This is a genomic window from Streptomyces sp. NPDC059002, from assembly GCF_042740435.1.
GTDB lineage: Bacteria > Actinomycetota > Actinomycetes > Streptomycetales > Streptomycetaceae > Streptomyces.
In genome coordinates, this window is sequence record NZ_JBHYJI010000036.1 from 79,993 (window position 1) to 94,238 (window position 14,246).

Sequence of the window (14,246 nt, forward strand, 5' to 3'; positions counted from 1 at the left end):
TGACCGAAGGGGGGTGACTGTCCGAAACGAGGTGCCGGATGCTGGTCAGGGGGACGTCGTACCGGGTGCTGCCGTCATGTCAAGCGGTGCACACCGAAAGGAGCTGATCCTCATGGCTCAGCGCGTTCCCCGGCCCCGGACCCGGACCGAATCGATACCCGTCCCCTCGCCTCCTGTTCCCTCCGCAGCTCTCGATCCGGCCGATCTCGCCCTGATCCGCGCGGCGTCGTCCTGGGGGCGGGGCCGGGACACCGACGGCGTCCTCGCCGAGCTGGTCCCCGCGCTCACGGCGGGGGAGCGGGCGTCACTGGCCGCGCACTGCACACCCGCCCACGTCGCGGAACTGGTCTTCCCGCCCTCGCTCGACGCGCTGACGGCCGGGCTCGATGCCGAGGGGCTCGACGTCGGGGACCGGGTGCCCAGCGCCGTCGTACGGGCGCGGCTGTGCGAGCGGTACGGCGTGCCCGAGCCCTCGCTGGACGTCACGATCCACCACGCGCGGCTCCCCGCGGCGGACGGCGGCCCCCGCACCGTCGAGGTCTTCGCCCTGGAGGTGCCGCCGGGGTCGGCGCTCCAGGAGATCGCCGCCCGGGAACGGGCCGAGCGCAACGAGTCCCACGTCGCCCTCGACGTGGGGGCGAGCGACGCGGTCGTCCTGTCGGGACTGTGCGCGCTGCTCGGCGGGCAGGGCGGTCTGGTGCCGGACGGCGGTGGCTACAACAGGCACGAGGACTGCACGGTGCTGTACTTCGGGACCACCGAACCCGCACCCGCGGCGGCCCGGCCCCGCTACCGGCGGCTGGAACTGCGCGTGCCCGGCCACCACCCCCTGACCCTGGCCGCACACCGCGCGGCGACGCCCGATCCGGCGAAGCGGCTCCTCGACCTCATGACCGGAGCCTGGACCACCCAGGCGATCGCGGTGGCCGCGGAATTCGAGCTGATCGACCAGCTGCCCGCCGCGGGGGAGACCGCCGGGCTCCTGCCGGTCGCGGAGGTGGCCGCCCGGATCGGCGCCGACCCGGGCGGCCTGGCCCGGCTGCTGCGCTTCCTCGCGGCCGCGGGCCTCGTGACCCCGGCCGAAGGGACGTACGCGGCCGAAGGGACCTACACGTCCGAAGGGACGTACACAGCAACGGAGTTGGGCGACCTCCTGCGCCGCGACGCCCACCCTTCGTTACGTCCGCTGGCCCTGCTCTACGGCGGGCTCTTCTACCAGTCCTTCGGCGCCCTGTCCCACTCCGTACGAACGGGGCAGGAGGCCTTCGCGGCGCTCTTCGGGAAGGGGCACTTCGACTACTTCGCCGAACACCCCGCGCTTGCCCGGCAGTTCGACTCGGCGATGTTCGCGAGCGCGGCGATGTTCGAGCCGATCCCCGGGCTCTTCGACTTCACCCGTGCCCCCGTGGTGGTGGATGTCGGCGGCGGCGACGGCGAGTTGCTCGGCGGGATCCTCGCGCGGGTGCCGCAGGCGCGGGGTGTGCTGTTCGAGCGGGCGGACGTCCTGGAGGCCGCGCGACGGCGATCGGCCCGCGCCGACTGGGCCGACCGCTGCGAGTTCGTCGAGGGCGACTTCACCGAAACGGTGCCGAAGGGCGGGGACGTCTACGTGCTCGCCCGCGTCCTGCACGACTGGGACGACGAGCGCGCCCTGACGGTCCTGCGCGGCTGCGCGGCGAGCATGACGGCCGGGGCATCCCTCCTTGTCGTGGAACGGCTGCTGCCGACCGACGGCTCCGCCTCCCTGGCCGTCTCCTGGGACCTCCACATGCTGTGCAACGTGGGCGGCAGGGAGCGGACCGCCGAGGAGTACGAGGGTCTCCTGTCCGCGGCCGGGTTCGACCTGGTGTCCGTCGCCGACCTGCCCTTGGACGGCAGTCTGCTGTGCGCGCGCCGACGGGACGACGATCCCGGTCAGTGCCGGTAGTTCACGTCCCGGCCACGGTCCTCCGCAGCGTCTCGATCCACCAGTCGAGCATGCGGTCGCGCGCGGCCGCGTCAAGACCGGCGCTCCTGCGGAACGCGTCGCCGAACAGCGGCTCCATGGCGACGGCCTGATGCAGCGCGGCCACGGTGAGCTGGACGGTCTCGCGGGCCGGGGGAGTGCGGCCGGTCGTCGCGCAGTCGGTCCGCGCCTGCGCGTGCAGCCGGTCCACGATCTCGTCGAGCAGTCCGCTTCCGGTGTCGCGCCAGCCCGACTGGTGCAGGGCCAGGGCCAGTTCGGCATAGCCGTCGGCGTAGAGCGCGGCCAGGATGCGCACCAGTGCGGCCGGGTCGGCGGATCCGTCGCGCCAGGTGCCGAGGGCGGCGTGCAGCTCGGACTTGAGTTTCCTGCCGCCGAAGCGCAGCAGCGCCGACAGCAACTGCTCGCGGGTGCCGAAGTGGTGGTTGACCGCGGCGTCGGACACGCCGACCGCGGCCGCCACGGCCCGCACCTGCACGGCCGCAGGACCTCCCGCGGCGAGCAGCTCGCCCGCGGCCTCCAGGATCAGACGCCGGGCCTCAACAGGCGTACGTCGTATGCGAGTTGCCACACATCAACCTTACCTTGACCGGTCAAGGCAAGAGTCTTACCTTGGGGTGCCAAGGTAAGGGGGCGTCGCGATGGACGGACGGACCACGATCCCGTCGATGACCGGTCTCGCCGCGTCACTGGGCGTCCGGATCCACGATCCCGCACCGCCGTCCGACGTCTTCCACTCCCGCGCGGGCTGCCGCTTGCACGGCTTCGACTGGGGCGGGACCGGACCCGACGTGCTGCTGCTGCACGGCGGCGGACTGACCGCGCACACCTGGGACTTCGTCTGCCTCGGCCTGCGCGGCGCCGCCCGCCTCGTCGCCCTCGACCTGCGGGGCCACGGTGACAGCGACTGGTCCGACGACTACCGCATCGCCACCATGGCCGCCGACGTCGTCGCCGCGGCCGACCACCTCGGCTGCGACCGGGTGCGCCTGGTCGGCATGTCGCTCGGCGGCGTGGTCGCCGCGCATGTCGCCGACGCGCATCCGGGCCGCGTCGAACGCCTGGCGCTGATCGACGTCGCACCCGGCGTCGACTTCGGGAGCACCGGGCGGATCCGGGCCTTCATGGCCGCACTGGGACCGGTCGTCGCCCTCGACGCGGTGGTGGACGCCGCGATGCGGGTCAACCCGCGGGCCGACCGCGCCCGCGTCACCTACCGGATGCGCGCACTGTTCCGCCGTACGCCCGGCGGTGCCTGGGTGCCGAAGAGCGATCCGCGGCCGCCCGACTTCCCCGCCATCCTCGCCGCCATGGAGGACCTCGCCGCGCGGCTCACCGGCCTGCCGGTCCTCCTCGTGCGCGGCGCCCGCAGCAAGGTGCTCTCCGAGGCCGCCGCCGAGCGTCTGGTGGGGCGTGTTCCCCACGGCGAACTCGTGGTGGTGCCGGACGCGGGACACAACGTGCAGGAGGACAATCCGGCCGCGCTGATCACGGCGCTGCACGCGTTCCTGACGCGCTGACCGTCCCGGCTCCTTGCGGGATCAGGTGATCCGCCGCTGCGGCACCCGCCACGTCACGCCCCGGATGCCCGGCACCGGCCGGGCCGGTCCACCGGTACCCCTCACATCCTGGGGCACGCGGCAGCCGCACCGCAGGTGTTCCCCGCCGGTGCCGACACCCCGGGCGCGTATCGCCGACTCAACGGGTGAGCAGCGTCAGGGTCTTCACCCCCGTCAGATCCGGTGTCGGCAGGAACACCGGCGGGTTCTCCGGATCCGCGCGCAGCACGGGGAAGCGATCGAGCAGGATGTCGAGCGCGATCCGCCCCTCCATGCGGCCCAACGGGGCGCCGAGACAGAAATGGATGCCGCGGCCGAAACCGAGGTGCGGGTTGGGGTCGCGGCCCGGGTCGAAGGTGTGCGGCCGGTCGAAGGCCCGCTCGTCCCGGTTGGCGGCACCGATGCGCGCCGCGATCAGCTGCCCCTTCGGAATCCGCTGCCCGCCGAGCTCCACCTCGGTCGTGGTGGCCCGGTACAGCGACGAGAACGGCGTGAGGAAACGCAGCGACTCCTCGATGACCGCCGGCAGGAACGAGCGGTCGGCGCGCACCCGCGCGTCGACCTCCGGCTCCGCGTCGAGGCACAGGAGCGTGTTGCCGATCAGCATCGTGGTGGTGATGTGCCCGGCGATGAGCAGCAACGTCGCGAAGTTCGCGGCCTCCCTGGAGCTGAGACGCTCCCCGTCGACCTCGGCCTCCACGAGCTTGGTCAGCAGGTCCTCCCGGGGGGAACGCCTGCGCTCCTCCGCGTGACTGAGCAGATAGTCCTGCAGCCGCTTCGAGAACTCCACGCCTTCCTCGATGGCGCGCCGCTGCTCCTCGGTGGGCTTGAGCGACACCTGCTGGTGGTCGCTGTCGTAGATCTTGTCCACCCAGCTCTTGAACATGTCCCTTTCGCTGGCGGGCACGCCGAGGAGTTCGGCGATGACGATCACCGGCAGGGGATACGCGAGGGCCGACACGAGCTCGATCCGGTCGCCGTCCACCGCCTTGTCGAGCAGCTCATGGGTGAGGGCGGCGATCCGCGGCTCCAGATCGGTGACCGTCTTCGGGGTGAAGGCCCGGTTCACCAGCTTGCGCAGCTTGCCGTGGTGCGGCGGGTCCATCTGGATGGGGTTTCCCGCGAACGCGTCGCCGAAGTCCATCTCCACGCCCGCGGCGAACAACGGCGCGGTATTCGACGAGTACGTCGCCGGATCCTCGAGGATCGCGAGCGACTCGGCGTGACCGTAGACGTTCCACAGCCCCATCGGCTCGTCGAACTCCACGACCTCCTTCGGCGATCGGCCGTGCAGCCAGAAGCGGGCCTCGTCTACTCCCCACTTGGTGGCGAGGTCGGTCATGGTGGCTCCCTGGGAATGGTGAGAAGGGGAATGGTGAGTGGGTGAACTGGTCCGTGAGGACCGGAACGCGGCGTGCGCGGGGTCCCGCCCCGTCACTCCGTGAGCTTGCGGGCGATGACCTGCATGATCTGGCCCGCAGGCTTCGGCATGTGCAGGTCGTGGTGCCTGGCCTCCACCCCGTACTCCTCGATGGAGCCGAGGACGTACGGCCGCCAGTCGGGCCCGTAGGAGGCCACCTCGGTCTTGTCCAAGGTCGCGTTGAAATAGAGCAGATCGCCCCGGTAGACCGGCGATTGGAAGGCGGACACGATGCGGATGTTGTTGGCGCCGACCCTCGACATGTTGTCCATGAAGGTGTCCATGGTGTCGGTGTTCATGTACTCGCCGAAGACGTCCTCCAGATCCGCCCGGTACAGCGCCTCCGACCTTCCGGCCACTTGCTGGAACCCGTTCTCCGGGTCGGGGGCGGCCGGTGGGCAGTCCAGGACGGCGAGGAGGGCGACCTCGTGCCCGCGCCGGTCCAGGGCCGCGGCGACGGCGTGGGCGACCGGGCCGCCGAAGGACCAGCCGACCAGGTTGAAGGGGCCCTCCGGCTGGATCCGGAGCATCTGCGTGAGGTAGTCCTCGATCATGTCCTCCACGGACTCCGCCACCGGTTCGGTGCCGTTGGAGCCGCGTGCCTGGAGGGCGTACGCCGGGCGGTCCAGGTGCGGCGCGAAGGTGAAGTACGCCCAGCCGAGGCCGCCACCGCCGTGGAAGAACCAGACGGGCGTCTTGCCCGTACCCGGGTCCCTGTTCAGCGGCAGTACGACGTCGTACGAGTCGGCGTGGTCGCCGGGAGCGCGCCCGGTGAGCACCACACCGCTCAACTCGGCCACCGTGGGGTAGTCGATGATCGTCCTGAGAGGCAGGTCGACGCCGAACTCCTTGCGGATCCGGGTGCTGAGCCGGATCGCCAGCAGAGAGTGCCCGCCGAGCGCGAACAGGTCGTCGTCGATACCGACCCGCTCCAGGCCGAGCAGCTCGCTGAAGAGCGAACAGAGCCTTTCCTCATGGGAGTTGCGCGGCCCGCGACCGCCTACGCTGCCCGTGTGCTCCGACGGCAGCGCACGCCGGTCGAGCTTGCCCGCCGCGTTCAGCGGCAGCTCCGACAGCGGTACGACCACGGCGGGGACCATGTAGTCCGGCAGGCGCTCCCGCAGATACGCGGGCAGCTCGTGCACGAGCGGACCGATCGCCGTGGCGAGGGCGGGGGTGCTGGTCGGGGTCCGGCCGGTCGCCTCACTGGGAATGAAGACTCCGGAGAGGGGCTGCTGGGCGGATCGTGGTCCGCTTCCCTGTCCGGGCAGGAGGATCGCGTCGAAGGCGTGGACGATCCGGCCCGACCAGGTGGAAACCGCTTCCATCCCCTGCTGGCGAGCCCAGGCGGCAAGGTCCTCCGGGTCAAGTGGCGTACCGGCAAGGCCGGTTGAGCCTCGCGGGCTTGTGGAGGTCGCCGCGGCGGCCTCGTCGGCCAGACGGGCATTGGGTATCCCGGTCACGCGGACCGGGCCGCCCGCCCGCGCCACGCAGCCGTCGAGTCCGGCCAGGTCGGTGACGTCCCGGCCCCAGGCCACGGTGGGTGCTTCGGTGAGGTCGAGTACGTTCGCCGGTCGCTTGTGGAGGACGACCTCGTAGCGGTGCCGGGTCAGTTCGTTGTGGGCCTGTCCCGGCTTCAACCGGATGTCCACGCCACCGGCATGCTCACGGCCCCACGCGGCGAACCACTCCGGAGCGATCACCAACTCCCGCTCGGCCAGGAGCGCCTTCTCCACCAGCGCCCGCAACTCGTCACGGGAAGCGTGGGGATGGGCCGCTCGCTGCGCCGCGGTCGTGAGGAGGCGGAGGGTGGTGGCGTTGCGGACGTCGCCGACGATCAACCTGCCGCCCGGGGCGAGGAGTTCGAGTGCCTGGCGCAGCACTTGGTCGAGGTATTCGGCGCTGGGGAAGTACTGGGCCACTGAGTTGAGGACCACGGTGTCGAAGTGGCCCTGGGGAAGCCCGGAGATGTCGTCGGCGGCTTGGGTGCTGAGGTGGCCCCGGTCACCGTGACCGGCCCTTTCGGTCTGGGCCCGGAGGCGGTCCACGACCGTGGGCGAGATGTCCGTGCCCCAGTATTCGTCGACCTCGCCGACGATCTTCGCGAGGAGCAGACCGGAACCCACACCGATGTCGAGGACCCGCCGGGGCGCGCCCCGCAGCACCTGCGCCACCGCCGCGTCCCGCCACTCCCGCAGCTCGTCGAGCGGGATCAACTCGCCGGTGTAGTGGGAGTTCTGGCCCCGGAAGTCCTCGCCCCATGCCTCTTCGCCCGCATCGGCGTAAGTGTCGTCGTAGACGCGACGCCACTCGTCCACCTGCGCGTCGGCATCGACCACCGCGGCGCCCGGGTGAGGAACCATATAGGCCACGAGGCGCTGATCACCCCCTTGGATCTCGCGCGCCACGACGGCTGCCTGTGCGACGGCGTGGTGCCCGGTGAGTGCGTGCTCGATGTCGCCCAGTTCGATGCGGTAGCCCCGGACCTTCACCTGGAAGTCGGACCGGCCGATGTATTCGAGTTGGCCTTGTTTGTTCCAGCGGACGAGGTCGCCGCTGCGGTACATCCGGGTGCCGGGTGCGCCGAAGGGGCAGGGGATGAACCGGTGGGCGGTGAGCGCGCTCTGGTCCAGGTAGCCGCGGGCCAGTCCGGCACCGGCGATGTACAGCTCTCCGGCCACCCCTGGGGCGACCGGGCGCAGGGCGGTGTCCAGGACGTAGACCTGGACGTTCCACAGGGGCACGCCGATCGGGAGGCGTTCGGTGCCGGGGGTGTGTTGCCAGGCGGTGGCTTCGACGGCGGCTTCGGTGGGGCCGTAGTGGTTGTGGGCGCCGCAGTGGGGGAGCAGGGCGGTGACCTTGTCGGCCAGGGCGGCGGGGAAGGCTTCGCCGCCGGATTCGATCCAGCGCAGGCTGGTGCACTGTCCGGCCTGGGGTTCGGCGATGAAGGCTTCCAGCAGGGAGGGGACGAAGAAGGCGGCGGTGACCTGTTCGCGCTGGATGAGTTCGGCGAGGTAGGCGGGGTCGCGGCGGCCGTCGGGGCGGGTGATGACGACGGCGCCGCCGACCTGGAGGTGGGCGAACATCTCCTGCACCGAGGCGTCGAAGCTGGCCGAGGTGCTCGACAGCATCCGGTCATCGGCCGTGACGGCGAAGTGCTCCAGGCCCCACCGCATCCGGTTCATGATCGACCGGTGCGAGATCTGCACGCCCTTGGGGCCGCCGGTGGAGCCGGAGGTGAAGATGACGTAGGCGACATGGTCCGGCAGCAGCGCGCGCTCCGGATTGGACTCCACGTAGCCGGTCGTGTCGGGGAGTTCGTCATCGAGTACGAGCAGTGGTCTGGCGGTGTCGAGCATGTGCCGCACCCGGTCCTCGGGCAGCCCGGCGTCGATGGGCACATAGGCCGCCCCGGCCTTGACCACCGCATAGATGGCCACCAGCAGGTCGACCGAGTGCGGGATCCGCACCGCGACCAGCCGGTCCGGGCCCGCGCCCTGCTCGATCAGCCAGTGCGCCAGCCGGTTGGCGCGCCGGTTGAACTCCCCATACGTCAGCCGCTCCTGCTCGCCGATCACCGCGACGCGGTCCGGAGTGCGCGAGGCCTGCGCCTCGAACGCGTCCGGCAGAGTGCTGGCGGCCACCGCGTGCCCCGTGTCGTTGACCCGTCGTACCAGCCGGTCCCGCTCGTCCTCCGACAGTACGTCGATCGCGCCGACCGGCACCGACGGGTCGGCGACCAGGTGTTCCAGTACGCGTACGAAGCGGGCGGCGATGGCCTCGGCCGTGTCGCGGTCGAACAGCTGGGTCGCGTACTGGAGGTCGCCGTACAGCGCTCCGGAGCCGTCCGCGGCCATGCTGAACAGCAGGTCGGCCATGGCGGTCGACGTGAGGTGCTGCTCGAACTCCACCTGGAGGCCGCGGAGTTCGAAGTCCCTGCGGGCAAAGTTCTGCCAGGCGAACATCACCTGGAACAGCGGCTGGTAGGCCGTGGAGCGGTCGGGGTTGAGGGTCTCGACCAGGGTCTCGAACGGGATGTCCTGGTGCTCGTAGGCGGCCAGCGCCTTCTCTCGCACTCGCGCGAGGAGGTCGGTGAACGACGGGTCGCCGGAGAGATCCACCCGCAGTACCTGGGTGTTGACGAAGAACCCGATCAGATCGGCCAGTTCCTCGTCGGTCCGCCCGGCGATCGGCCCGCCGATGGTCACGTCCTCTCCACCGCCCAGCTTGGCGAGGAGCACGCCCAGCGCGGCCTGGAGGACCATCGACATGGTCATCCCGCGCTCGTCGGCCAGCTTCTGCAGCCCGGCCGCCACCTCCTTGTCCACCATGACGCCGACCGTGCCGCCCGCCGAACTCCGGGCCGCGGGCCGCGGGCGGTCGAGCGGCAGGTCGAGCGGCTGGGGCACCCCGGCAAGCTCCGCGCGCCAGTACTCGGCCTGCGCCGCGGCCAGGCTGCCCGGATCCGCCACGTCGTCGAGCAACTCGCGCTGCCACAAGGCGTAGTCCTTGTACTGCGCGGACAGCGGCGCCCACGCCGGCGCCCGGCCCTCAAGGCGGGCGGCGTACGCCTCGGTCAGGTCCCGTGTCAGCGGCACCCCCGAACTGCCGTCCGCGGCGATGTGGTGGATGACGAGGACCAGGACGTGTTCCTGCGGGGAACAGCGCAACAGGGTTGCGCGCAGGGGGATGTCGGCCGCCAGGTCGAACCGGTGCGTGACGGCCTCGTCGATCGCGTCGGACTCGTCCTCGGGCGTGACCTCGACCACCGGCACCTGCACCGACGCCTCCGCCGACGACAGGATCCGCGGGTGGGGCTCGCCGTCCTCGTCCGGCACGTATGTGGTGCGCAGGATTTCGTGCCGGTCGACCACATCGCGGATCGCGGCGACGAGCGCGTCCTGGTCCAGCGGCCCGGTCAGGCGGAACGCCGGCGAGATGTTGTACGTCTCCGCCCCGCCCTCCAGCTGGTGCAGCAACCACATCCGGCGTTGCGCGAAGGACAGTGGCGTCACACCGTCCGCCCGGGTGCGATCGCGGTGCGCGAACCGCAGGCGGCGGGGAGCAGCCGATTCCTCCGACCACGCGGCGAGCGCGGCCACCGTCGGCAGGTCGAAGATCTTGCGGATGGGTATCTCGATGCCCAGCTCGGCGCGGGCCCGGTTGATCAGCCGGGTGGCCAGCAGGGAGTGCCCGCCCAGCTCGAAGAAGTTGTCGTCGATGCCGACCCGCTCCAGGCCGAGCAGCTCGCTGAAGAGGGAACAGAGCGTCTCCTCATGGGAGTTGCGCGGGCCCCGGCTGCTCACGGCGGCCGTGTGCTTCGCGGGCAGCGCACGCCGGTCGAGCTTCCCCGCCGGGGTCAACGGCAGCTCCGACAGCGGCACGACCACGGCAGGAACCATGTAGTCCGGCAGGCGCCCCCGCAGGTACTCGGGCAGTTCGGCGAGCAGCGGGCCGATCGACTTGGCCAGCGCGGGAGCGTTGGCCCGGGCCCGCCCGGGCGCAGCGCCGGGCACGAACCCTCCGGAGACGCTCCGCTGCCCGGTTCCTTCGTCGGGCAGGAGGATCGCGTCGAAGGCGTGGGCGGTCCGGCCCGACCAGGTGAGGACCACGGCCCGGCCCTGGCGCCGCGCCCATGCGGCGAGGTGTTCCGGATCAAGCGGCCTGCCGGAGAGGGCGGCCGCACTCAGGACACCGGCGGACGTGGCTGTGGCGGCTTCTTCCCCCAGTCGTACGTTGGGTATCCCGGTCACCCGCACGGGGCCGCCCGCCCGTCCCATGCACCCGTCGAGGTCGGCCAGGTCGGTCACCTCCTCACCCCACGCCACGGTGGGTACGCCGGTGAGGTCGAGTAGGTCGGCCGACTGCTTGTGGAGGACCACCTCATAGCGGTGGCAGGTCAGTTCGTTGTGGGCCTGCCCGGGCTTCAGCCGGATGTCGACCCCGACGGAACGCTCCGCCGCCCATTCGGCGAACCACTCCGGAGCGATCACCAACTCCCGCTCGGCCAGGAGCGCCTTCTCCACCAACGCCCGCAGCTCGTCACGCGAGGCATGGGGATGCGCCGCACGCTGCACGGCCGTCGTCATCAGCCGGAGGGTGGTGGCGTTGCGGACGTCGCCGACAATCAACCGGCCGCCTGGGGCCAGGAGTTCGAGGGCCTGAGCCAGCACCTGGTCGAGGTACTCGGCGCTGGGGAAGTACTGCACCACGGAGTTGAGCATCACGGTGTCGAAGTGGCCCTGGGGAAGGCCGGAGATGTCATCGGCGGACTGGACGCAGAGGCGTACCCGGTCCCCATGACCGGCTTGTGCGGTCTGGGCCCGGAGACGGTCCACGACCGTGGCGGAAATGTCGGTGCCCCAGTACTCCTCGACCTCATCGACAATCTTCGCGAGGAGCAGCCCGGAGCCCACACCGATCTCCAGGACCCGTCGCGGCGCGCCCCGCAGCACCTGCGCGACGGCGGCGTCCCGCCACTCCCGCATCTGATCGAGCGGGATCGGCTCGCCCGTGTAGCTGGAGTTCCAGCCCTGGAAGTCCTCGCCCCATGTCTCGTCGGCGGGCGCGATGTAGTTGTCGTCGTAGAGCTGACGCCACTCGTCCACCTGGGTGCCGGTGTCGGCGACCGCGGCAGCCGGATCGGGCACCACATACCCCACGAGGCGCTTGTCGCCCTGCTGCCCCTCGTGCACCACGACGGCCGCCTGTGCGACGGCGGGGTGCCCGGTCAGCGCGTGCTCGATGTCGCCCAGCTCGATGCGATAGCCCCGGACCTTCACCTGGAAGTCCGAACGGCCGATGTATTCGAGCTGGCCTTGTTTGTTCCAGCGGACGAGGTCGCCGCTGCGGTACATCCGGGTGCCCGGCTCACCGAAGGGACAGGCGACGAACCGGTGGGCGGTGAGCGCACTCTGCCCCAGATAGCCGCGAGCCAGCCCGACACCGGCGATGTACAGCTCACCGGCCACGCCCGGCGCGACCGGCCGCAGCGCCGTGTCCAGCACGTACACCTGGACGTTCCACAGCGGCACGCCGATCGGCAACCGGTCCGCGCCCGGCACGTGCTGCCAGGCCGTGGCCTCGACGGCCGCCTCGGTGGGGCCGTAGTGGTTGTGCGCCCCGCAGCCGGGCAGCAGCCCGACGAGCTTGTCCGCCAGCGCGGCCGGGTACGCCTCGCCGCCGGACTCGATCCAGCGCAGCGAGTCGCAGTGCTTCGCCAAGGGCTCGGCGACGAACGCCGCGAGGAGCGACGGCACGAAGAACGCGCTGGTCACCCGCTCCCGCCGGATCAGTTCCGCCAGGTACGCCGGGTCACGGCGCCCGTCCGGGCGTGCCACGACGACGGCACCTCCCGCCTGCAGATTGGCGAACATCTCCTGCACCGAGGCGTCGAAGCTCGCCAGCGTGCTGAACAGCATCCGGTCCTCGGCGCCGACGTCGAAGTGCGCGAGGCCCCACCGCATCCGGTTCATGATCGACCGGTGCGAGACCTGCACGCCCTTGGGGCCGCCGGTGGAACCGGAGGTGAAGATGACGTACGCGAGATGGTCCGGCAGCAGCGCCCGTTCCGGGTTGCTCTCCGGGTACGCGGAGGTGTCGGGGAGACCGTCGTCGAGCACGAGCAGCGGTTGGGCACTGTCGAGCATGTGCCGTACCCGGTCCTCGGGCAGGTCGGGGTCCACCGGCACATAGGCCGCCCCGGCCTTGACCACCGCGTAGACGGCCACCAGCAGGTCGACCGAGCGCGGGATGCGCACCGCGACGAACTGGTCGGGACCCGCGCCCTGTTCGATCAGCCAGTGGGCGAGCCGGTTGGCGCGCCGGTTGAACTCCTCGTACGTCAGGCGCTCCTGCTCGCCGATCACCGCGACGCGGTCCGGGGTGCGGTCGGCCTGCGCCTCGAACGCGTCCGGCAGGGTGCCGGCGGCCACCGGATGCGCCGTGTCGTTGACCCGCCGTACCAGCCGGTCCCGCTCGTCCTCCGACAGTACGTCGATGGCACCGACCGGCACCTGCGGGTCGGCGACCAGGTGTTCCAGTACGCGTATGAAGCGGACGGCGAGGTCGGCCGCCGCGTCCTCGTCCAGCAGGTCCGTCTGGTACTGCAGCGCCATCTGCAACTGCGGACTGGTCGCGGCGGTCAGGATGACGGGGTAGTGCGAGCCCGCGAGCGGGCGCAGGCCGGTGAGGGCGACACCGGCCGATGAGTTGGCCTCGTCGATGGCCTCCCGGTCGACGGGGAACGACTCGAAGACGACCATCGTGTCGAACAGCGCGTTCAGCCCGGTGGCCTGCTGGATCTCCGCGAGGCTGTGGTGGTGATGGCCGAGCAGGGCGGCCTGCCCGTCCTGCAGCCCGGTGAGCAGCTCGGCGAAGGTGTCCTGCCGCCGGTGGCGCACCCGGACGGGAAGGGTGTTGATGAAAAGGCCGACCATGTCGTCGACGCCCTTCACCGCGGCCGGCCGGCCGGACACGGTGGTGCCGAACACCACGTCCTGGCGGCCGGTGAGATGGGCCAGGAGCACCGCCCAGGCGCCCTGCAACAGGGTGTTGAGGGTGACGCCGAGCTGCGCGGCCCGACGGGACAGGCCGTGCTTGTCCTCGAAGTCCACTTCGAGGTTCCCGATACCGGCCATGTCGTGCCGGGCCCCGGAGTGCGGCACCAGCAGCGTCGGTTCGTTCACACCGTCGAGTTCGGCCGCCCACGCGCGCGCGGATTCCTCGTGGTCCTGGCGGGTGAGCCAGGACAGGAAGTCGCCGTAGTCGCGGGCGGTGGGCAGGTCGGACGGGTCGCCGTCGGACGCGTAGAGGAGCAGCAGGTCCCGCATGAGGAGAGGGGTGGACCAGCCGTCGTAGAGCGTGTGATGGGCGGTCAGGACCAGTTCGGCGCGCCCGGGTTCGAGGACGGCGAGCGCCAGCCGCAGCAGCGGCGGGGTGTCCGCCTCGAAGTGGGCGGTCCGGTCCTCTTCGAGGAACCGCTCGAAGGCTTCGACGCGCTCCGCGTCGTCGGCCGCCGCGGTGAGGTCGTGGTGCTGCCAGGGGAGAGGCACCGTTTCCGGGACCACTTGCACGACGTCGCCGTCGGCTCGGTTGACGAACGCCGCACGCAGGGCGGGATGGCGGTCGAGGAGCGCTTGCCCCGCCCGGCGCATGCGCTCCGGGTCGACCTCGCCGGACAGGTGCAGGACCAACTGCATGTGGTAGGCGTCGAACGAGGATCCGGCCAGCATCGACTGGAACAACAGTCCGGACTGTGCCGGGGTGGTGGGCCAGATCTTGGCGAGTGTGCCGAAGCGGGCTT

Annotated in this window: 5 protein-coding genes; 2 read left to right on the top strand and 3 right to left on the bottom strand. The window is 71.2% G+C overall.

The genetic code is table 11. The features are described 5' to 3' along the window. The first annotated feature begins 112 nt into the window (after positions 1-112). The gene (locus ACFWZ2_RS28130) at positions 113-1,927 is read left to right on the top strand and encodes a methyltransferase (protein ID WP_384550319.1); all 1,815 of its coding nucleotides are present in this window, start codon (positions 113-115) and stop codon (positions 1,925-1,927) included. Between the two features lies 1 nt (position 1,928). Here the strand turns inward: ACFWZ2_RS28130 and ACFWZ2_RS28135 are convergent, their stop codons facing one another. Continuing rightward, positions 1,929-2,534, bottom strand: coding sequence for a TetR family transcriptional regulator (locus ACFWZ2_RS28135; RefSeq protein ID WP_384550321.1), 606 nt, complete (start codon positions 2,532-2,534; stop codon positions 1,929-1,931). Positions 2,535-2,604: 70 nt separating this feature from the next. On the opposite strand from ACFWZ2_RS28135, the gene ACFWZ2_RS28140 reads away from it, so the two are divergent. Then, entirely contained in the window at positions 2,605-3,483 is an 879-nt protein-coding gene (locus tag ACFWZ2_RS28140; RefSeq protein WP_384550323.1) for an alpha/beta fold hydrolase, read from the top strand. A gap of 178 nt (positions 3,484-3,661) precedes the next feature. On the opposite strand, the gene ACFWZ2_RS28145 is transcribed toward ACFWZ2_RS28140, so the two are convergent. Then, positions 3,662-4,864, bottom strand: coding sequence for a cytochrome P450 (locus tag ACFWZ2_RS28145; RefSeq protein ID WP_384550325.1), 1,203 nt, complete (start codon positions 4,862-4,864; stop codon positions 3,662-3,664). 92 nt (positions 4,865-4,956) lie between these two features. Beyond that, on the bottom strand, positions 4,957-14,220 hold the full coding sequence (locus tag ACFWZ2_RS28150) for an amino acid adenylation domain-containing protein (protein ID WP_384550333.1): 9,264 nt from the start codon (positions 14,218-14,220) through the stop codon (positions 4,957-4,959). Positions 14,221-14,246 lie beyond the last annotated feature (26 nt).

Bases quoted from the DNA above. Each gene is read 5' to 3' on its own strand.
- ACFWZ2_RS28145 (WP_384550325.1), bottom strand. From the start codon at position 4,864: ATGACCGACCTCGCCACCAAGTGGGGAGTAGACGAGGCCCGCTTCTGG.
- ACFWZ2_RS28130 (WP_384550319.1), top strand. From the start codon at position 113: ATGGCTCAGCGCGTTCCCCGGCCCCGGACCCGGACCGAATCGATACCC.
- ACFWZ2_RS28140 (WP_384550323.1), top strand. From the start codon at position 2,605: ATGGACGGACGGACCACGATCCCGTCGATGACCGGTCTCGCCGCGTCA.